Origin of the sequence: Paenarthrobacter sp. A20, from assembly GCF_024168825.1 — a bacterium.
Classification (GTDB): Bacteria; Actinomycetota; Actinomycetes; order Actinomycetales; family Micrococcaceae; genus Arthrobacter.
Genome location: NZ_JALJWH010000001.1, coordinates 4,782,878 through 4,803,653, shown reverse-complemented (window position 1 = coordinate 4,803,653; position 20,776 = coordinate 4,782,878). Strand labels below are relative to the sequence as shown.

14 protein-coding genes are annotated in these 20,776 nt (G+C 57.6%); 11 read left to right on the top strand and 3 right to left on the bottom strand.

Annotated elements, in window-relative coordinates; all coding sequences use genetic code 11:
- Positions 1–23: 23 nt before the first annotated feature.
- Complete coding sequence (locus J3D46_RS22240) at positions 24–1,529, bottom strand: S-layer homology domain-containing protein (protein ID WP_253468900.1); 1,506 nt, start codon at positions 1,527–1,529, stop codon at positions 24–26.
- Between the two features lie 128 nt (positions 1,530–1,657).
- On the opposite strand from J3D46_RS22240, the gene J3D46_RS22235 reads away from it, so the two are divergent.
- Complete coding sequence (locus tag J3D46_RS22235; protein ID WP_253468898.1) at positions 1,658–2,482, top strand: alpha/beta fold hydrolase; 825 nt, start codon at positions 1,658–1,660, stop codon at positions 2,480–2,482.
- 110 nt (positions 2,483–2,592) lie between these two features.
- On the opposite strand, the gene J3D46_RS22230 is transcribed toward J3D46_RS22235, so the two are convergent.
- The gene (locus tag J3D46_RS22230) at positions 2,593–3,669 is read right to left on the bottom strand and encodes an LCP family protein (protein ID WP_253468896.1); all 1,077 of its coding nucleotides are present in this window, start codon (positions 3,667–3,669) and stop codon (positions 2,593–2,595) included.
- Positions 3,670–3,765: 96 nt separating this feature from the next.
- Positions 3,766–5,508, bottom strand: coding sequence for a hypothetical protein (locus tag J3D46_RS22225; protein WP_253468894.1), 1,743 nt, complete (start codon positions 5,506–5,508; stop codon positions 3,766–3,768).
- A gap of 909 nt (positions 5,509–6,417) precedes the next feature.
- Between J3D46_RS22225 and J3D46_RS22220 the strand changes: the two genes are divergently transcribed.
- From J3D46_RS22220 to J3D46_RS22175, 10 genes are all read left to right on the top strand, one after another.
- The gene (locus J3D46_RS22220; RefSeq protein WP_308292034.1) at positions 6,418–7,692 is read left to right on the top strand and encodes a glycosyltransferase family 4 protein; all 1,275 of its coding nucleotides are present in this window, start codon (positions 6,418–6,420) and stop codon (positions 7,690–7,692) included.
- A 386-nt stretch (positions 7,693–8,078) separates the two neighbouring features.
- Positions 8,079–9,440, top strand: a complete 1,362-nt coding sequence (locus J3D46_RS22215; RefSeq protein WP_253468892.1) for a glycosyltransferase family 4 protein — start codon at positions 8,079–8,081, stop codon at positions 9,438–9,440.
- Positions 9,440–10,327: an ABC transporter permease gene (locus J3D46_RS22210; protein WP_253468890.1), complete on the top strand. Its 888-nt coding sequence runs from the start codon at positions 9,440–9,442 to the stop codon at positions 10,325–10,327. The genes J3D46_RS22215 and J3D46_RS22210 overlap by 1 nt, the downstream gene beginning before the upstream one ends.
- Before the next feature lie 118 nt (positions 10,328–10,445).
- Positions 10,446–11,204: an ABC transporter ATP-binding protein gene (locus tag J3D46_RS22205; protein WP_253469276.1), complete on the top strand. Its 759-nt coding sequence runs from the start codon at positions 10,446–10,448 to the stop codon at positions 11,202–11,204.
- A 128-nt stretch (positions 11,205–11,332) separates the two neighbouring features.
- Positions 11,333–13,099, top strand: coding sequence for a glycosyltransferase (locus tag J3D46_RS22200; RefSeq protein WP_253468888.1), 1,767 nt, complete (start codon positions 11,333–11,335; stop codon positions 13,097–13,099).
- A 35-nt stretch (positions 13,100–13,134) separates the two neighbouring features.
- The gene (wecC, locus tag J3D46_RS22195; RefSeq protein ID WP_253468885.1) at positions 13,135–14,415 is read left to right on the top strand and encodes a UDP-N-acetyl-D-mannosamine dehydrogenase; all 1,281 of its coding nucleotides are present in this window, start codon (positions 13,135–13,137) and stop codon (positions 14,413–14,415) included.
- A 60-nt stretch (positions 14,416–14,475) separates the two neighbouring features.
- Positions 14,476–15,384: a hypothetical protein gene (locus J3D46_RS22190; RefSeq protein ID WP_253468883.1), complete on the top strand. Its 909-nt coding sequence runs from the start codon at positions 14,476–14,478 to the stop codon at positions 15,382–15,384.
- A gap of 189 nt (positions 15,385–15,573) precedes the next feature.
- Positions 15,574–16,530, top strand: a complete 957-nt coding sequence (locus J3D46_RS22185) for a hypothetical protein (RefSeq protein ID WP_253468881.1) — start codon at positions 15,574–15,576, stop codon at positions 16,528–16,530.
- A 5-nt stretch (positions 16,531–16,535) separates the two neighbouring features.
- A complete protein-coding gene (locus J3D46_RS22180; protein ID WP_253469274.1) occupies positions 16,536–18,188 on the top strand; it encodes a glycosyltransferase in 1,653 nt (550 codons plus the stop codon).
- Between the two features lie 9 nt (positions 18,189–18,197).
- Positions 18,198–20,747 (top strand): glycosyltransferase, encoded by a 2,550-nt coding sequence (locus tag J3D46_RS22175; RefSeq protein ID WP_253468879.1) that lies wholly within the window; start codon positions 18,198–18,200, stop codon positions 20,745–20,747.
- Positions 20,748–20,776 lie beyond the last annotated feature (29 nt).

Genomic DNA, 20,776 nt, shown 5'->3' with positions numbered 1-20,776 from the left:
AGGGTCCGCCGTCGTGCTTTCCGCTAGGGGTGACCGGGGCGGCTCTCGCAGGCGATGCGGTCGCCGTCGCTGTCAAGACCGGCTACATCGCCGTACCACGGGAAGTAGTAGTCGAACCAGTCCTGGGCCTGGCGCCATGTGGCAAAGTCCGTGCAGTTCTTGCTGTTGCCCGGATTCGCCGGCGGCTGGGGCGTAACCGGCGGCGTCACAGGTGGCTGCGGCGTCGGCGTCACGGGCGGCGGGGGAGGAGAGCACGTGTTGCCTGTGATTCCTCCGGTGCCGCCATTGACGAAGCGGTACATGAACGCTGCCATGGCGTCACGTGCCACGGGCTGGAGCGGGTTGTACGCGCGGCAGCCGTAGCCGATGTCCCAACCGGTGGAGATGCCCTGCGCTGCAAGCCAGGTGATCTGCTTGTAGAACTGGGTTCCCACCGGGACGTCCTCGAACGGGGAAGTGCCGGGCTCGGTGAAGTCCGGGTTGCCGCCGAAGCGGTACAGGAAGGCTGCCATGGCGTCACGGTTGACGGGTGTGAGCGGGCGGAAGGTCTTGGAACCGTTCGCTTCGGTCCAACCCGTTGAGATGCCACTCGTGGCCAGCCAGGTGATTTCCTTGTAGAACTGGCTCGACGGCGTCACATCAGTAAACGGCGACGTCGCCGGCGGTGTGAACGCAGGTTTGCCGGCCAGGCGGTAGAGGAACGCTGCCATGGCGTCACGGTTTACGGGGCTGAGCGGACGGTAGGTGCGCGTCCCGTTCGCTTCCACCCAGCCCGTGGAGATTCCTTGCGATGCGAGCCAGGAGATCTCTGCGTTGAACTGCGTGGAGCTGTTGACGTCGCTGAACGTGATCGGTTCTGTGAGAGGAGCGTCCACGGCGATCGTCGGAACAGCGACCTGCGTGGTTGCACAGGAGCCCTGGATGGCCGACGAGATGGCCGCCGACTCGGCTTGGTCGATGGCCAGCTGCCAACGGTATTTCACCAGTATCCAGTCCGTTGCGTACCGGCAGGCGGTTCCTGCCAGCGGCGGCATCCATTCGGCCGGGTCGCGGTCGCTCTTGGACTGGTTCACGTTGTCGGTCACAGCTTCGAGGGCCACGTCCAAGGTGAGGTCGTTGGCGTAGTCGCGGCGCTGTTCGGCTGTCCAGGCGCTTGCGCCGGAACCCCATGCTTCGGCGAGGGGGACCAAGTGGTCAATGTCGACGTCGGACGCGTTTGTCCACGTCCCGCCGTCGTACCAGGACGTCCACTTACCTGTGGCCACTGTGCAGCCGGAGCTGAACGTCACGGGTGTCAGCGATTCCTGTTGAAGGACTTCGGACCGGGTGTCGCAGCTGTCGCTGTCGGCGTCCACCCAATGCTGGAACAGGTCGCGGTTGTAGCCGGTGTTTGATTCAGCGGCGACGGTCAAGGATGAGAGAAGGACAGCGACGCTTGCTTTGTCCGAAGCAGTCGCGGTTTGCGGCAAAAAGACAGCCGCCGACGCCGTCAGCGATAGGATCGCCAACCACGAAAGAGCCTTGGGCATCTGGGTTCCCCATATTCGATTAGAGCGCTCTGAGCAGCGCATACATCATGGGATGCTACAGGCGGGATGGGTTCCGTCAGGAACCTTGTCACCTCGTGACTCCGGCGTGGCGGGCGTACTCTGGGTCCATGGAGTCCGAGGTCAGGACTGTCGCCCTGCGAACCGGCATCAGCGTTCCCTGCTTTGTCCAAGGTCACCTTGAGCAAACGCTCGACGACGGCGGCGCGCCGTTGGTCCTGTTGCACGCCTGGGGTGAATCCTGGCGGAGTTTTGAGCGGCTGATTGCCGCACTTCCGGATGTGGTTGTGGTGGCACCGGACCTGCGTGGGCACGGTCTTGCTGACAAACCTTCGGGCGGTTATTCGCTGGTGGAGGTAGCCGAAGACGTCGTGGCCTTGTTTGATGTCCTGGGTCTTGTCCGTGCGCACGTGCTGGGTTCATCCAGCGGGGGATATGTGGCGCAGCAACTGGCGGTGACACGACCCGATCTGGTGGCATCTCTGATACTTGTGGGTGCGCCTTTGAGTCTCCGTGGGAAGCCGGCGTTCGCCGCCGAAGTGGATTCCCTCACTGACCCGATTTCAGAGGAGTGGGTGCGCGGGTCGTTGTCCTGGTATCGGCTGCTGCATACGGTTCCCGCCTCTTATATCGAGGACCGCGTGCAGGACGGCATGGCCATGCCGGCTGCCGTCTGGAAATCGTCGCTGCGAGGCTATTACGAAGCCGTTCCACCCACGGAAGCCGGGACCATTTCAGCCCCCACTTTGATTCTCTGGGGTGCCCACGACCATCTGGTGCCTCGGCACCATCAGGAGACCCTGGCACGGCGCATCCCGGGATCCCGGCTCAAGGTCTACGAGGAGACCGGGCACTTGGTGCTGTGGGAGTGCCCGGAGCGGGTGGCGGGGGATGTGGCGGGGTTTTTGGGTGAGGTGCGGGGCGGCCCTCGTTGACGCTCCCTGTAGCTGAACCTGTTCCGGAGGGGGAGGAGGTAAAGCAAAGCCCCTGCACATCTGAAATTCAGTGCAGGGGCTGCTACATTCGGATGCGTTCTACTCGACTATCAGTTGCCCTTTTCGAGTGCGTGCGCAGTTACGTAGGCGCCCAGCTGGTCCTTTGACAGAGCCGCTGCGATCTCGGAGATGGCTGTGGTGTCTGCGACGACGATCGACTGACCATCCGTCGAAGTTCCCGTCCCGAGGGTTGGCAAAGTAAACATAACGGTGTCGTTCGCTCGAAGGTCCTTCATTCCCAGTGCGAGGCTGCCGATGGCTGCGGCGTCGAAACTCTTGTCGACGCTGATAAATGGAGAGACTGCGCTGACCATACTGTTGACAGTTACGGGGTTGGTAAGTGTCTCACGAGCGATTGTCTTGCTGATGATCGCCTTCATGTAGGCCTGTTGGTTTCGCACGCGCTGGTAGTCGCCGTCACTGAAGGACATGCGTTCCCTCACAAATGCAAGGGCCTCGTCGCCGTTCAGGGTCTGTTTGCCTGCTTCGTAATAATGGCCCTTCATGGGGCCCTTGGCCGGAGCAAACGGAATCTTCACGTCAACTTCGACGCCGCCCAATGCATCAGTGAGACCCTTGAAGCCTTCGAAGTCGACCATGGCAACGTGGTCAACACGCTGCTGGAACAGGGATTCGACCGTCTGGACCATCAGCGGCACTCCACCGAGTGCGAGGGCAGCGTTGATCTTGGACTCGCCCTTGCCGGGGATATCCACCCACAGGTCACGCATCAGTGACACGGCGTAGACATTCTTACGGTCTGCCGGAATGTGTACGAGCATCAGGGTGTCGGCCCGCTGGTCAGTGGACGCTGGGGTGTCGACATCGAGTTCAGCAGACCCGCGGGTGTCGCTGCCCATCACCAGGATATTCATCGCAGCGGTGCCGTTGACGGGTTCGGCCTTCTGCGGTCGTGTCGATTCTTCAGGAAATGCAGTCTCGATCTTGGTAGTGCCCGAGTTGAAAGTCTGCGCCAGATTGAAAATGTAGGCGCCTCCTATGAGGCCAGCAACCAGCACGGCGGCGGCGAAGCCAAGGAGTACATTCCGCGCGGTTTTCTTGCCGCTTTTCTGACGTCGGGGACGGGACTCTGCAGAGGGAGTTTGGGTGTCTGTCGGGAGCGTCATGTGTTCCTTGGTGTTGGCATCAGCAGTGATGATTCTATCAAGGTGCAGAAGTTGCCAGCTCAGTGACCGTTCGGACGAGGTCGCTGGACGGAGTTGCTAGTGGACCTGGGAACGAAACTCCGTCGATTTGACGCCCCACCCATTGGTTACGTTGACGGAATAGGTCCCCTTGGCCGTGGTGGTTGTGGCACCGATGTTGACCGTGATCATTTGGAGCTTGGGATTCATTCCTTTCTGCAGTCCGTACGCGGTGTTTAGACTGATTGCCTTTGCCACCTTCTCAAGCGGCTGCCCCTTTCGGCTGGCCCACTTCAGTGTTGCTGTACTTCCCCTTAGGTTGAAACCGACAATCTCGACTCGTCCAGATTCGGGGAAAAAATACGTGTCGGTGATGATGGGGGTTCTTAGTCCCGACTCGATTTGTTTCTTTAAGGGAGTGCCGGTTCCTTCGCAGGTGAAGTACTCATCCCACATAAAGGAAACGACTTTCTTGGCTGTACCCATCTGTTGAAGCTGGCGGTCCAGCCTCGCCTTGGTTGTCTGTCCGCGAAGACTGTCAGCGCAGCCGTTTGCGGTCGTTGCGGGCGCCATCCCTTCCAGATTGGCCCAAAGCACGGCTCCTGTTCCTGAGATCCCGGCTGCTGCTGCGGAAAAGTAGTCCTTGTTGGGAGCGAGGTACTTATTGCCCCAACTACCCTCGCCCACGATTGTTGCCGCGAAGGGGTCAACTGCGGAGTTGGCATCGCTGCCGCTGAACGCCCCGCCTTTGCCGGTGCCCATGCCGTCCTGGATCGCGATATTTAGCACAAGGCCTCCGGCAGTCTGGGCGATTCTGCGGATCCCCTTTCGCGCCTTTTCTGGACTGATTCCCCCGTCAACTCGAGCGTCGATGTAGGGACTCACGACCGCCTGACGTGTGGGGAGGTAACGATGAATGGCACGATTTTGGACTCTGTATAGGGCTAGGACCGAGTCGAAGGCGGGACTGTCGGTCAGTGGCATCTCGGTGTGGTGGTAGAAACCAGCCAGTCCTGGCATGTCGTTGGTTGTGGCGTGGTAGGAGAGGAATCGCTCAGTAAAGGCAGTGAGCGTTTCCTGATAGGAGATGTCCGGCAGATATGGAAGCTCAGTTCTCTTCGCAGGAGCGGGCATGCCGGCATAGAACTTCATGCCTAGTTGGGTGGCTGCTTTTGCCAGCGAGTGAGCTGGATCAATTGCGGATGAACTGCTGCCACCGACAACTACAACGTCATACTTGCCGTTGGAGGAGATGCAGCCCTGCCCCAGTTTGGGCAGGACCAACACGGAAAAGGATTGTCCCTTGTGCGTGACTTTGCGATCGTTCGGGCATTTTAGAGCCGAACTTCCCCAATTGCTTCCATCCAAGAACGTGAAATAGCGATCAACGCTAAGAGATTCAGCGGCGACCCTGGCACAATTCTTTCCGTTAATCAGGCAGTCGTGGGGAAGCGATTCGAGGGTGGCAGGCTGGAGCGATATTCCGAAGGTGATGACGGTATCGCCGCCGGATGCCTTGATGTCTGCAAGTTTCTTATAGTTCGTAGCGTCTCGGGAACTAGCCGAGATGAAGTATCCGGTGATTGGATAGGTCGGGTCGGCTAACTTTGGGGTGGGCTTGCTAGCGGCCTCGGAGCTGTGTGTTTCAGCAGTTTCAACTTTTGCTCCGTCGTGTTGGACGGAACTGAGCCCGGCGGTAGCCAGTATCGCAACGGAGAGCCCAGCGAGTGCGGCCAATGAACGTCGGATTCCCGTGAGGAAACGCAGTTTTTTGGACCAATTGGGAGATGCTTCACACTCAGGCAACTTGCGTAGCGGCATGTCTTCCTTGGTTTCGGCTGCGGGCAGGTACGACTCTAGCAAGGCAGGGGACCGCCATGAACATGAGGACTGTAGGAGCCCCCCGAAGTTGATGGCCGTAATGTAGCGGCGAAGGACCGACTCTAATCCATACGATAAACTAATCCGGGTCGCCCTCCGATGGTGGACGTCCTGCCCCGCCAAGTCTCAGGCGGTTGCGATCGATGGAACTCTTACGGCGTTCTGAAACACATACAACGGGGGGAAAGTTGGGCACCGGAATCAAACGTGTTCAAGCCGCACTTTTGGTCTTGATGCTGGCCATTCTCGGGTTCCTTGGAATCCAGCCTGCCATCGCTACCGAAACGGAACCCGGACCTGGGCAGGAAACCGGGCAACCGGTCGACCCGGGAACGCCCACGACGCCGGTGACACCTCCAGTAGTTGTACCCCCCATTGTTGAACCAGTTCCGACTCTGACGCCCTTGGATCCAGAGCCCACGCCCGCACCGGTTCAGCCTACCGAGGAGCCCGCACCTGTCGTTCCGGCCGTCACCCAGCCCCCGGCTCCGCCTGTGGTTGAACCAGTCGTTCCCGTCGCGCCGGCTCAGGGCTCACCAGTTCCTGTGACTCCCACCGATGCTGGGGTGCAAGGCTACTTCGTCGAACCGGAAACGCCGGTGGAGTCCATGACGACTTCCCCTGAGCCGACGCCCACTCCCACGCCAGCGGCTACAAAGACTGTCGCTCCGCCAGTTGTCAGTGCGGACATCGCAGGCCCCCTGAAGGTGGCTTTGGCACCCGTTGCTGACAATAACCCTATTGTGCAAGGCCTTACCGTCCTCGTGTTGATCCTTCTTGGTGTGGCCTACTTCCGCGCTTTGCGATCCAAGGGAGTCCCCGGACCCCGCCTCAACGGCAAGTAGGCCGATGGGTTACTCCCTCCCCGGGAAGAAGGCCGCGGAAAATCCTGCATTACCGATGCGCCTCATGCTCCTCACTCACTCCTACTGGCCAGAACACAGTCCTCCGCAGCGCAGGTGGATGTCCCTGACACGGGAGTTTCGGCGGGCTGGGTGGGATGTAGACGTTGTGGCTCCCGTGGCGCACTATCCCAACGGCCGGCGCAACCTACCCCGCAGGGAAGCTGGGATTGCCTTCTCACATCAAAGAGGACCCCACGGCGAAACTATCCGCCGTGTCCCGTACTTGCGGCACCTAGGCACATCGTCCCTGGCGCGCTTTATAGATCAGCTTTTTTCGGCCGTCATGTCCGTTCCTGCAGGGCTGGGCGGCAAGAAACCAGACGCAATTCTTGCCACCGCGCCGAGTCTCCCCACGCTGGCCACCGGATACATCCTCTCCAAATTCCGTAGGGTGCCGTTCATTGTCGAGATGCGGGACGCTTGGCCGGATCTTGCGCGAGATGCACGAATGGTCCAAGGCAGCGTGAAGAGCCTGGTTGAGCGCGTTGTGGAATACGTGCAACAGCGAGCAGATCTGGTGGTGACAGTAACAGAGGGCTTCGCAGACACGTTGCGGGATCGTGGCCTGAAAAATGTGGTTACAGTTAGCAACGGACTCGATCTCAACTCAATACCCTTGCTGGAACCGCCGGCAACACATCGAGACACCTTTCACGCCCTTTACCTAGGAAACCACGGTAAAAGCCAGCGCTTGGATATACTCATACGCGCGAGCGCACTCCTAGGTGACGCGTTCCATTTGACACTCGTCGGCCACGGCACCAGTCGCCCCCAATTGGTGAAGCTGGCGCGTGAACTGAATGCGCCGGTCACGTTCTTTCCATCCCTTCAAGGGCCGGAAGTGGTTGAAAAATATCGTGCAGCGGATACGTGTATCGTTTCCCTCCGCGACGACTGGAAGTCCTTTGAGACCACAGTGCCGTCCAAGACGTATGAAGTCCTTGCCATTGGAAGGCACGTCACAGCCATCGTGCGGGGGGAAGCTGAACGGATCATCCTTGAGGCTGGAGGGGGCGACGTGGTACCCGCCAACCCTGAGGCCGTGGCGCAATTATGGCGTGAGCTCGCAGCTGACCGTAGCCGGTTGGCATCCGGCGCCAGTGGACGTGAGTGGGTTCGCGACAACGCGGATTACGCTCAGCTAGCGGTCAAGTATATGGAGACAATCTCTGCTCTTGTGCGTCCGGGCTACATCCGAGACCGGGAGCATACGTCGTGATCCAATTCCTTCGCAATGTCAGGCTGACTGCCGGAACTTTATCTGAGCACATAACCGAGGCTCCGTTTGTCTTGGTTCTTCAAATCTTGAGAAAGCTGCCGCCTGGTTTCACAAGGCCTGCTGCACGCTTCATCTCACGGCTCTCGCCGTCGTCAGGTCGACCTCTTTTCCTGCTGGCCAGCCTTGCCGCGGGACAGGAAGCGGGACTAATCCGGCGCTTTGAGACCTTGCAAGCGTCCGGCGTCGAACCAGAGCCCGCACGTAAAGCTGCTGAGGTCGCCGTCGCAGCCGGCAAGCCTCAGTGGGCAGACACTCTCCTGAGGCTGGCTGGCAGCTCTAAGCGGACACCAGCGACGGTGGCCAGACGTAAATGGTACGACGGCGATATGAGCGGAGCTATCGCCGTTCTTCAAGGCCGAACAGGCAGCATGGAGAAGCAACGGCGGCGGCTTGAGTCGGAGCTCAAGGTGTTCAGCAGCTGGAGTCCAGCGCTGCCAGCGGCCCCGGTGGAAGCGGAACCGCGTCGAGTGCTCCACCTGCTGACAAACTCGGTACCTCACACGGGAAGCGGATATGCGCGGCGGACCCATTCCATACTGACTGCGCAGCAGGAAGCCGGCTGGGAGACTCTGGCAGCCACCCGTTTGGGGTACCCCGTTCAGATTGGAGCACTGACCGCTAAGAAGCGGGACATCGTGGATGGGGTTCGATACGAGCGGATTCTTCCTGGCCATATATCCAGCACCATGGACGGCCGCTTACAGCAGCAGGCGTCCGCGCTTCTCACCATCGCCCGTGAATTCAGGCCTTCGGTCATCCACACCACTACGCACTTTGTCAACGGACTTGTGGTCCGGGAAGTGGCCAATGCTCTGGAAGTTCCGTGGGTCTACGAAGTCCGTGGTCAGTTGGCAGATACGTGGGCATCCAGCCGCGATGAAGCAGCACGCAGCAGCGAACGCTATGAGCTCTTTACTGCACGAGAATCCGACGTAATGCACTCGGCTGACTTGGTTGTCACCCTTGGCGAGTCCATGAAGCGGAACATCACTGCGCTCGGTGTACCAGACCACAAAATCCTGATTAGTCCCAACGCCGTTGGCGGTTCCTACTTGGAACCTCCGCTGGGGCATCGGGACGCACGACAAGCGCTGGGGCTGGATCCCAACGCCCTATATATGGGGACAGTCAGTAGCCTTGTTGGCTACGAGGGCCTTGACGACCTCGTCACAGCATTTGCGCTGTTAGCGCCACGGCTGCCAAAGTTGAAGCTGGTCTTGGTAGGGGATGGCACGGCCGCTCCTGGACTCAAGGACCAAGTAGAGCGTTTGGGACTTTCCGATCGAACCATCTTCACCGGGCGGGTTCGGCCTGAACAGGCGCGACTTTTTCACTTGGCATTGGATGTTTTCGTAGTGCCTCGCAAGGATTCGGCAGTGACCCAGGCAGTAACGCCGCTGAAGCCCGTGGAGGCACTCGCCTCAGCCCGGCCGGTCGTGGCCAGCGACCTGGATGCTCTCCGGGAAATAGTGCAAGACGGCGTCAACGGCAGGATGGCCAAGGCCGAGGATCCTGAGCGGCTGGCGGAGGTTCTGCTGGAGTTGCTGGACGATGAAGGATTACGCCGGCGAATGGGAATCGCGGGCAGGGAGTATGTATTAGCCACGAGGACGTGGCAGGCCAACGCTCAGGCGTACGGCCAGGCTTATGAAACTTTGGCGTCTAACTATAGGAGGAGGGTCAGCTGATGTCGGCGAAAAAGGCACTTTTGCCAGAGCCAGCAGTGGTGCAGCCGCTGGCTGTGGATATGCGGCGCTTGACGCGCGTCGGCGCGCGCCCTGGCTTCTTGGACTATCTTGTCCAGCTTTGGGACTTCCGGGAGTTTATTTACTACGACGCCCGAGCTAGAGTCCAGAGCGGTACTCGCCGTGACCGCTTGGGCAGCGCTTGGCTCCTACTCAACCCGATCTTCAACGGACTGACCTATTACGTGATCTTTGGGTTGCTGCTTCAAACAAGCGGTGGCATTGAGAATTATGTTGGCTACCTGGTTATCGGAATTTTTATCTTCCAAGGTACCTCTGGGGCCATCACCAGCGGCGCCAGGTCCATTCACAGCAATAAGTCCGTGGTTCAAGCGTTCAACTTCCCACGCGCTACGTTGCCCATTGGCCTGAATATCAGGGAAATGATGGCAAACGTACCCCTGATCCTGGCTATGCTCCTGATCATCGTGTTGATCCCGCCAGTGGAGAAGATTACCTGGCTGTGGGTGCTTATCATTCCGGCTCTGTTGCTCCAGGCGCTCTTCAACCTTGGTGTTGGGTTGATCTTGGCGCGCATCATCTCGCGGGTCCATGACGCAACGCATTTGCTGCCGTTCTTCATGCGTGCGTGGATGTACGGCTCCGCCATTTTCTACTCGTACGAGCGCTTCGTAACGCATCCGGAATTGCTGGCTGTTTTGAAGATGAATCCGCTCTTCAACGTCATTGACATCCTTCGCAATTGCATTCTCTATGCCCAGCCTCCTACCTGGCAATCTTGGGCAACCCTCGCAGTCTGGGCGCTGGGCGCGCTTGTGGTCGGACTCGTCTTCTTCTGGCAAGGGGAGGAATCCTATGGTCGCGGCTGAGCAAGTCCTGGACGTTGAAGGGCATCCGTGTGTAGTCGTGGACCGGGCGGCCATGGAGTACCGGGTGGTCACGACGGACTCAGAGGCGGTTGCTCAGGAACGCCGGGATACCAGTTTTATGAGCAGGTTGGGGCGTAGACCCAATACGGTCACTGTGCGCGCGCTCTACGAGCTCTCTCTCGTTGTTGAACGGGGCGAGTCCGTGGGAATCATTGGTCGGAACGGTTCCGGAAAGAGCACGCTGATGAAGCTCATCAGCGGACAGGTCAGACCATCTTCGGGCGCTGTCTTCGCTTCCAGTACGCCTATCATGTTGGGCGTCAACGCTGCTCTCATGCCTGACTTGTCCGGGCACCAGAACGTTGTGCTGGGCTGCCTTGCCATGGGGATGAGTCGGCAGGAAATCGACCAAAAGTTTGCGAGCATCGTCGAGCTATGCGGGCTGGAAGATTCCATTTATTTGCCGATGAAGTCGTATTCTTCCGGCATGGCCTCAAGGTTGCGCTTCGCAATTGCGGCGAGCATCGACCCGGAAATTCTACTTGTGGACGAGGCCCTGAACACCGGTGATGCCCAGTTTGGCGATCGCAGCAAGCGACGAATGGATCAACTTCGGGAACAGGCTGGCTGCGTCTTCCTGGTCAGCCACTCGCTGGACACCATCACCAAGATGTGTACTCGGGTTATCTGGTTGGATAAAGGCCACCTCATCATGGACGGTGATCCGGCTGAAACCGTCAAGGCCTACCAGGATTTCACCGGCCAACTGGCGAAGGGCAACAACTTGTCCGCTGCCAAAATTAGGGACGAAGCGCGTGCGAATCTCCAGATGACCGAAGTCTTGGCTAGAAGTAAGATGCGCAGGAGCCGGGCATGACGCGGAGTTCAACGTCTCTTAGAACCGCTGCATGGCACCTACGCAAGGGTGGCCTCTCACAACTGCGGCAGTGGTATCGGCGCCAGAAAGCGAACTCCGCGGGCACCTTTGGCACTGCTAAGGGAACTATGGTCCGTAACAAGGATGGTCGTTCGCTGTCTTTCGAGCCGTTTGAGTTTCCCTCTTCGTCTCCGCGCAGGGCAGATCTCAGAGTGGGCGTGATCTTGGATGATTTCTCCGCTCGAGCGTTCGCATATGAGTGGGAGATCGTTGCACTCAAGAAGGACACCTGGCTGAAGGATCTCCAGGATAAGCGCATTGACTTCCTATTTGTAGAGTCCGCCTGGAACGGCAACGGCGGGTCCTGGAAGTACCAGTTGACGGGCACTTCCGGGCCAAAGCCCGAAATCCTCGGTCTTTTGCGTTGGTGCCGTGAGAACGACGTACCAACGGTCTTTTGGAACAAGGAAGATCCACCACACTTCGAGGACTTCCTGCCAGCGGCCAGAGAGTTTGACGTCGTCTTCACCTCAGATGAGAACAAAGTTCCTGAGTATCGAAAAGCTCTAGGACATGACCGAATCTCGGTCCTTCCATTCGCTGCCCAGCCGGCCATTCACAATCCGGTTCGTCCGACGGAGGGTAGGCATGCCCGCGACGTAGCATTCGCTGGTATGTATTTTGCGCATAAATATCCAGAGCGTCGAGAACAGATGCGCTTGCTTCTTGACGGAGCCATCGAGGGTTCGGAAAAGCTGAAGACCGGATTGGAGATCTTCTCTCGCCAGTTTGGCGGGGAACCGAATTATCAGTTCCCGGCGCCCTATGACGAGCATGTCGTGGGGTCATTGGACTACGACCGGATGCTCACGGCCTATAAGGCCTACAAGGTATTCCTGAATGTAAACTCCGTTGTGGATTCTCCGAGCATGTGCGCCCGACGTATCTTCGAAATTTCCGCTTCTGGTACTCCTGTGGTGACGACAGAGAGCCATGCCCTTCCGCGGTTCTTCCCCGACGGCGAGATACACAGCGTATCGACGTCCGAACAAGCCGCAGATGTAATCAAGGCGCTCATACGTAGCTCGGAACTTAACGACCGATCTGTCCACCTGGCGCAGCGGCGGATATGGGCTGAGCACACGTATGCCCACCGCGCTGAGCAAGTCCTTGAACTCGCCATGCCGCACCGCCGGCGACCCATCGTTGCCAACCCTGTCAGCGCCCTTGTGTCCACCATTCGGCCCCATCAGATGGAACACGTTTTTAGGACAATTGGGGCACAACGTGGAGTCGCGGTCGAGCTGGTCCTCTTGACTCACGGTTTTACACCTGGCAAGAGTGAAATCCGTGCGCTGCAGGAGAAGTACGACGTGATGAACCTGATCCTTCTTCAGGAGCCGGAAACCACCAGTCTGGGAGCTTGCCTCAATGCTTGTGCCAGTGCGGCGAACCATTCCGTATTGACCAAGATGGACGACGACGACTATTACGGGCCGAACTATCTGGCGGACCAACTGCACGCGTTGACCTATTCCGGTGCCGACGTCGTTGGAAAGCTTGCCCATTTCATGTACATAGCCAGCCGAAACGCTGCAGTATTGAGATTTGACCATATGGAGCACCGGTTCAGCCACATGGTGATGGGCCCCACGATCATGGCCCATCGCGAAGTCTTCGAACGGCATCCTTTCGACGACATTAACCGCGGGGAAGACACAGAGTTTCTCAAGGCCATCATTGAGTCCGGGGGAAAGATCTATTCCTCAGACCGATATAACTACTACCAACACCGGGGCGGGTCGGGTCACACTTGGACCGCCTCCGACGATGAGCTCCTCGCCTCCGGGGAGATCCAGTTCTGGGGGAATCCCACAGAGCACGTCACTCTTTAGAAAAAATCTCAAACACAAATGTGGGGAGCATTGCGTTGAACACCATTAATCGCGTAGCCGTCATCGGATTGGGCTACATCGGGCTGCCAACTGCAGCCATCTTGGCAACAAATGGCGTCGAGGTCATCGGCGTTGACGTCAACCAGCGCACGGTGGACGCCGTCAATGCAGGTCAGGTTCCTTTCGTCGAGCCCGACCTGGGTGTGCACGTGGCGGGTGCGGTAAGCCAAGGCAACCTGAGTGCCAGCACCTCGACCCCGCAGGCAGAGGCCTACATCGTGGCAGTACCTACACCGTTTAGGGAAGACCGTTCGGCAGACTTGAGCTACATTGAGTCTGCTGCGCGCGGTATTGCACCCCAGCTGCAAGGAGGGGAGCTTCTGATTCTGGAATCCACTTCCCCTCCCGGCGCCACGGAACACATGGCCAACTACATCCTGAACCTGCGTCCGGATCTGAGCCTTGACGGTGCCGACTCGAAGCCCGCAATCCTGGTGGCCCACTGCCCCGAACGCGTACTGCCAGGACGAGTCATGATCGAACTCGTGACCAACGACAGGATTGTTGGAGGCATGACGGCCGAGGCGGCCGAAACTGCCAAACACCTCTACGCTGTGTTCTGCCAAGGCGAAATCCTCACCACCGATGCTGTTACAGCAGAAATGGCAAAGTTGGTAGAGAATTCCTACCGTGACGTCAATATTGCGTTCGCCAACGAGCTTTCCGTTATCAGCGATAAGCTCGGCATTGATGTCTGGGAGCTCATCCGTTTGGCTAACCACCACCCGCGTGTGAACATCCTGCAGCCGGGACCAGGCGTTGGCGGCCACTGCATTGCAGTTGACCCGTGGTTCATCGTTGCCGCTGCACCAGAAGAGTCCAGGCTCATTCGGACTGCCCGCGAAGTCAACGATGCAAAGCCGGAGTGGGTTTTCCAGCAGGTCGTTGCTTCACTGGAATCGCTTCCCGGCACCGCCGAGGTTTCGGTCCTGGGACTTGCCTTCAAGGCCAACATCGACGACCTCCGCGAATCGCCGGCAATTGAGATTGCAGCCCACTTGGCCGAAGCTCTGTCGGACCGCCGCATCAACGTCGCTGAACCCCACGTCGAGGAATTGCCCAAGCAGTTGGCTGGACGCAACAACGTTGAATTGGTATCGATCGAAGAGTCCGTGAAGCGTTCTGACGTAGTGGTTGTCTTGGTTGATCACGATGACGTCAAAGCGATATCGCCCGAACTCCTGGCCGGCAAAATTGTCATTGATACCCGGGGTGCCCTGACGCTTGAACCCACTCCAGCCGCGGCGGCAGTCTAGGCTCCATCAACGGTTCGAGTTGCTTGCCTTCTGAGGGAGCGATAGACATGAGAGTAGAGAATGACCCGCGCAAGAAATATTGATCCCAAAGTCCATGCGATCACAGGCTACCCCTCCATTGGGGCATTCCTGGCCGCCCGTAGCATCACTGGCGGCTATCACGTGATTGACCATGGTGGACTGCCCATTGATGTCTTGGTCCAAAACCGTGGGCATAAGACGACTGCGGTCTTTTTGCATGGAGCCGTCCGGCCGGAATACAGACTTCCAATGATCGCTGGCTTGGGAGTCTCCCGCGATGTGGACGTCAACAGGATCTTCATATCCGATCCCAGCTTGATCATTAGTTCAACAATGAACCTTGGCTGGTATGCCGGAAACTCGAAGCAACGCCTCCAGCAAATTCTGCAGGACATTATCGCTAAGATCGTTTCGTCTTTTGGCAGCGAGAAGTTGGTCTTCTTCGGGACTTCTGGAGGCGGGTTCGCTTCTCTTTATTACTCGTCCCAATTCGCGGGCTCACTTGCGATCGTGGCCAATCCCCAGACTAATATCGCTCGGTATGAGCCCGATCCCGTGGCCAACTTTGCTGCGACATGCTTTGAGGTCACGGGAAGTGATGCCATGGAAAGGCTTCCTCACAGCGTTACGACGGACCTGGTTCAGGTGTACAGCAAACCAGTAGACAACACCGTTGCCTACATGCAAAACAGCACAGACACATTTCACATCAATGGCCACAGAGATCCATTTGTTGAGAATTTGCACTACAGTAACGCTGTATTTGAATTGATGGGGGACGATTGGGGAGACGGTCATGCGGCTCCGCCCAAGGCACTGATAACCGACGTCTTGAATGTTGCAGCAAGCGATGACTGGGCTGCTGGACTTAAAGGACTCGGATTTACCACGCCGAATCTAGATGGAATGGATGCCGCAACCAGTCGAGGAAGGCGCGTACGCGAATAGCTGTACGTCGTCTTGGCCAGTCCGCTGTCCTGCCCCGGGACAGCAAGACGCCTTTCATGAGTGCGATTTGCAGGCAGATGTTGCCGATTGTGAGTCGCGTTCGGTCGGTCGGTCGCCGGTTTGGCTTAGAAAACTTAATACGTCCCAGAGCAGTTCGATGCACGAAACGACTTCACGGAGCATTGCAGAATGTTAAGACCCAAGATTGACTCACCGCTTGCTAGATTTTTAAGAACGCCCAGAGGGATCCTGGGTCTGGCGATCGGTGCTCTGATTTTTGCCGGAGGCCTGATCTTCTTCGTTGAAACCAAAAACCTGGGCATTTTTCTCGTTATTACAGGTATAGCAATCGCCGTTCCAGTCCTTTTTGAAGGAACGTTTACTCTTCGCCGTTCGCTTGCAGCTGTACGGCAGAGTACGCAGAAAACATCGGAACAGACCCAGCACCTGGCGGGTATTGCGAAGTCGGCAGACTCAATCGATAAGCGTGTTCGTTTGAATGACGCTGATGTGGCTAAGTTGGCCACCGCCGCGGGCCAGCCCAAGCACTCGTCGGCAACAGACCTCCACTTTCCAACGGAACAGATCCGCGACTGGGTTGGGATGACTCGACACGCCGATGGCCGTAACATCTCGGTGGCCGCCGCGAACGGCATTTTTGAGGCCCTTAGTCATCATTTGCCGACTACTGCAGTGCACGTCGGATCTGGAATCTCAACGGCATGGATTGCGAACTGCTTGGCTCATCTCCAACCTCGCCCTTCCCGTGTGGCAGGGCTAGTGGAGTCGGATCGCGAAGTGGCTGCTTTCCGCGCAGTTTCAGGTGCTACCCAGGCCAATGAGTCGGCAAGTTGCCAACTCCTGCCATCCAGCCCTGTCCCGGCCGCCTCACTTTCTGGCATCACTGCCCATTCGGCTGACATCGTCGTTATTGACTTCGGCGGAATTTCCTCCAATGAGACGCTGGCGAACAGTGTCCCTGCCCTCTACTTCAACTGGCTCCGACCCAAAACGCCCGTAGTTATTGTCGACTCGACGGCTATCGATGTCCGTCCCGCAGTACAGGCCTTTTTGCAGACCCACCCGCGCTTTTTCGTGAAGAGTATATCGAAATCGTACAACCACGCAGAATTGATTGGAACGTGAAAGTGATGAACTCGAGCGACGTCCACCTTGGCCTGTTTAATCTTGTTAATAACTCCTTTGGCCTGGAGATTTCCTACGCCTTACCTGATTCCACAAGTGACCTCCCTTCGGTTGGCGTGGTGCTGGACGAATTCTCCACTCAGTGTTTCGCTCCGGAAGCACGCCTCTGGCCGATCTCTACTAGGGACTACTCCGAAGCGCTGGAGCGTCTTCGCCCGGACATCATGCTGATCGAATCGGCTTGGAATGGAAATGACGGCGACTGGGCCTACCACATCACTGGTCCGAGCGGCCCTAGGCCTGCTTTCCACGCGTTGATACAAGCCTGCCGTCAGCAGGGAATTCCTACCGTCTTCTGGAACAAAGAGGATCCGCCCCACTTTGAGGAATTCCTGCCTGCAGCAAAGGAGTTCGATGTTATCCTCACATCAGAGGAGTCATTGATCGAGGCGTACTCTTCCGCTGCGGGCCACGGAAACGTGGCAACATTACCTTTTGCCGCGCAGCCTCGCATTCATAAGCCTCTGCGTGATTCTCAGGCTAATGTTGGGAATATAGCTTTCGCTGGCCAGTACTTTGCACACAAATTCCCGGAGCGCCGGGAACAAATGGATCTCTTGTTTCCCCCATCGGCGGAACTTGGCTTGTCCATATATTCTCGGGCGCTGGGCGGCGATCCAAATTACGCTTTCCCAGAGTCCTATGCCCAGTTCGTGGTGGGATCCCTGCCCTATGAGGCAATGGTTCGGGCCTACGGTCACCACAAGGTCTTCCTTAACGTCAATTCCGTCCCGCAGTCTAAGAGCATGTGTGCGCGCCGAATCTTTGAGCTCAGCAGCAGCAAGACGGCCGTGGTCAGCGTTGAGTCAGAGGCCATTTCTGGGGCTTATGCCGCCGACGAAGTCTTCACCGTCCGGACTCAGCAAGAGGCAAAAGAAGTTCTCGGGCGTCTAGTGGGTGACGACGTATTCCGCGAGCGGGCGACCCACAAGGCATGGCGTAGGACCCTGCAGGAGCACACCTACGCCCACAGAATGCAGCAGATCTACTCCATGGCAGGGCTTGAGTGGAGGGTCGCCCATGAGGACGTCACCGCTGTTTTGGTTACATCTTCGCTGGCATCCTTGGACAGGCTTATCAGCCAAGCAAAAGAACAGACTGTAGAGCTGGCAAACCTCGTTGTGGTCTGCCGGATTGGTCCAGAGGACAGCCAAATTCGGGGTGTTTTGCAGCGCAGAGGACTTTCTGATGCGACTATCATTCTGCGGACTCCGCAAGATATCGAGAACTTCCAGCCGGAAACCACGTTCATGGCAGTTCTCTCTGAAGCCTTTGATTACGCCCCCAACTACGTCGGTGACTTGAAGCTATACACACTTCACGACGCTCAGCCGCGCATCACAGGCAAAGCCGTTACCGCTAGTTCAAAGAAAGCCGATAGCGACTATATCGGTGATAGTTGGCCAGAAGACACTGAGGGCTTCAGCGTTCTCTCTGGTGCATGGATTTCACCTGCATCTGCCGCTTGGAAGCCGCTGTTGGTGCAGGAAGCCTTGGCACCTGGCTCTGTGTATGAGTCTTCGGAACTGGTCGCTATTGCGGATCGGTTCAACGTTCGTGAGGCATCTACCAGTTCAGATCCGTCCTGGACGGTTTAGGGAATCATCATGAAAATTGCTTTATTTGATGGCATTGTCGAAACTCACGTTGCCAGCTCACTGGAGCGGGCGTTGGTGGCAGCTGGTCATACTGTGCTGAACACAGGCAAGGTCGGACACGGGTACAAGTTTGCCACTGGTCCGGGGCAACTGCATGTCCTCAACGCCACGTTGGACAAGGTCATCGACTTCCGTCCCGATGTGATCTTTGTGTTCCGACCAGCCAGTTTGCCCATGCCGTTGTTGGAGCGGGCTAAACGCACCGGTGCACGTTTGGTGGCATGGTTGTCCGATGACCCAGTACTGTGGGACCTCTCGTATGGTCCTGTCGTAGAAAGCTACGACGTCGTACTGCACTGCGGAACCGCCAGGGTCTTGGATTTCTACGAATCGATGTTCGGGCGACCGACGGGTGTGAACTTCCCATTCTGGACAGATCAAACTGCCTTTCCGTACGTCTTTGGTTCACAGCCAAGGGAATCGGACGCTATGTTCTTGGGCAATGTCCACGACGAAGTTCGCCGCACCAGGTACTTCGACCTCGGCTCGCTGTCGTCAAGTATCCGGATCCACGGCAACGTAGGGCGGGACTACTATCACATCGGTGGTGGCTTCCTGGATAGCGATGAGGAAGTAGTGGAGGCCGGTGCCAGAACTGCCCTTGCAATCAATATCCCTCAGTACTTCCGGGATCACCAAGGCCTTGAAACATGGTTTGACGGCCTGGACAAGCTCGGTTTCTTCCAGTATCCGAGCCGAGTTATCCAATACGCGGCAATGGGTATTCCGATTGTGTCTGTCGTACCAGACGCCGAAGACTTGGCATCGTTCCCTGAAATAATTTGCGTTGATTCGATTGCCCAGCTGGATTCCAAGATTCAGTCTGTGCTTGCATCTCCTTCACTGGAGGATTTGAGCCGATCGACACACGATCGGTTCCTTCGGAACTACTCTGCCGCTGCCCGCGTCATGGCATTGGAGTCCGTGCTTTCGGACGATTCCTGGAAGGGCCTGGATGCCACGGAGCGTAGTCTCTGGTTTACGCAGTTTGACGCTATCGAGGCTGGCCGCGAGCGAGCCGAGCCATTGGGTTCAGGGGAGCTCCCAGCCGCGCGGGAGCTCATTGAAATCAGTGCCCCTTCACCAGCGCGCTCTGTTGCCGTTCTTGGCGTCGGGTTCCGCAGAGTAACCTCAACATCGTCCGTGGCCATGCGTGCACTCCAAACACTTGGTCACAACGTGGAAGCGTTGGACCTTGCCAAATATAAGAGCGTCTTGGTACCGGACCCCAATGGTGAGTTCAAATTCGTCATCAACGCTGCAAAGTTTATTCAGTCCGTGAAGAACCTGCCCGAGCTTCTGATCGTTTCTGGTCTTGACTGTGGAATAACACAAGCGGGGAGAGATCAGCTTCTCGCTGCGGGTGTCAGGTTGGCAGTAATCGGTGCTGAGTATCCCAACAGCAGCGAGAAAGTTAAGCGCCTGGCGTCCAGAGTGGATTACCTAGGCGTCCTGAACGAAACCGTTGCCGCCGGGTTGGTGGGTGACGGTTTCGAGACTGTCGAGTACCTCCCACACCTTGCAGACCGTTCCTTCCGGATGGCAACGGAGCGAGTTCGCGAACGCCAACAACGCGTAGTAGTTGCAGGTAAGAGAAGGCTACATTTCACTAAGCAGGCTGCCGCGTTCCGCGACTTGGCCGATTGGCCTTCGATAGAGCTGTTCATTGAGGAATCACCACAGGAATTCAACGACCTTGAGGCCTTGGCCGCAGCCCTGAAAGCCACTGTTGTTGTCGCACCATTCGATGCCAGCATTCCTGGTCCCCTGCCTTCGGAGGCCCTGCCGTTTGCCCTGGCATCGGGTTCTTTGGTGGTAGTTCCCCGCGGTGTCGGCACCATGAATATTTGCCCCGCTGGTACAGCATCGGTGTCGGTGAGGGAGAAGGGCGAACTGGCGATGAAACTAGCCAGGCTTGCATCTTCCAATTCGAGCACCTCAAGAATTCTTGCTGCGGCCCGAGCAACGGTGTTGGGACCGTTGAATGCAGAACAAAGGTTCAACGGGCTCCTGGAGCGGATCTTCGTCGACGAAACAATTGAGTCCGCTACCCAACAAAAGGCGAGCGAACTTCCTTCCGTCGAGCAGAACCCTAGCTGGACCCTGGGTCATGACCAGAGATCCGTTGCAGTAACGCATGAACGTATCAAGGGCAAGGGCACGGATTTGGTGGCGACGGTTGCACACGGCGTCAGTGAGGAGTCATCGGGGCTTTACAAGCTCATAGTCAGTGTGGGCGGTTCCACCGCATACACAGAGGTGCTGAAGCAGTCTCCGGCAACGCGGAACTTGCGGATCCACGTTCCCAAGAACCAGAAGAGCCCTGAAGTATCCTTCGCGATTCTTCCATCTTCCAAGTCCTTGAAGGTCCGCCCGGGAGCATTTCCTTCGGCGGAGGTCAGCAATTTGGAGTGGGTGGCCGCCTTGGAGAATGTGAATTCGTTGGTGACCGTTTCCACGTCTGCCTGGGGCTCGGGGAACGGCACGTTCTCCCACTAGTCTCTAATGCTGGAACTACAAAGGCGTCT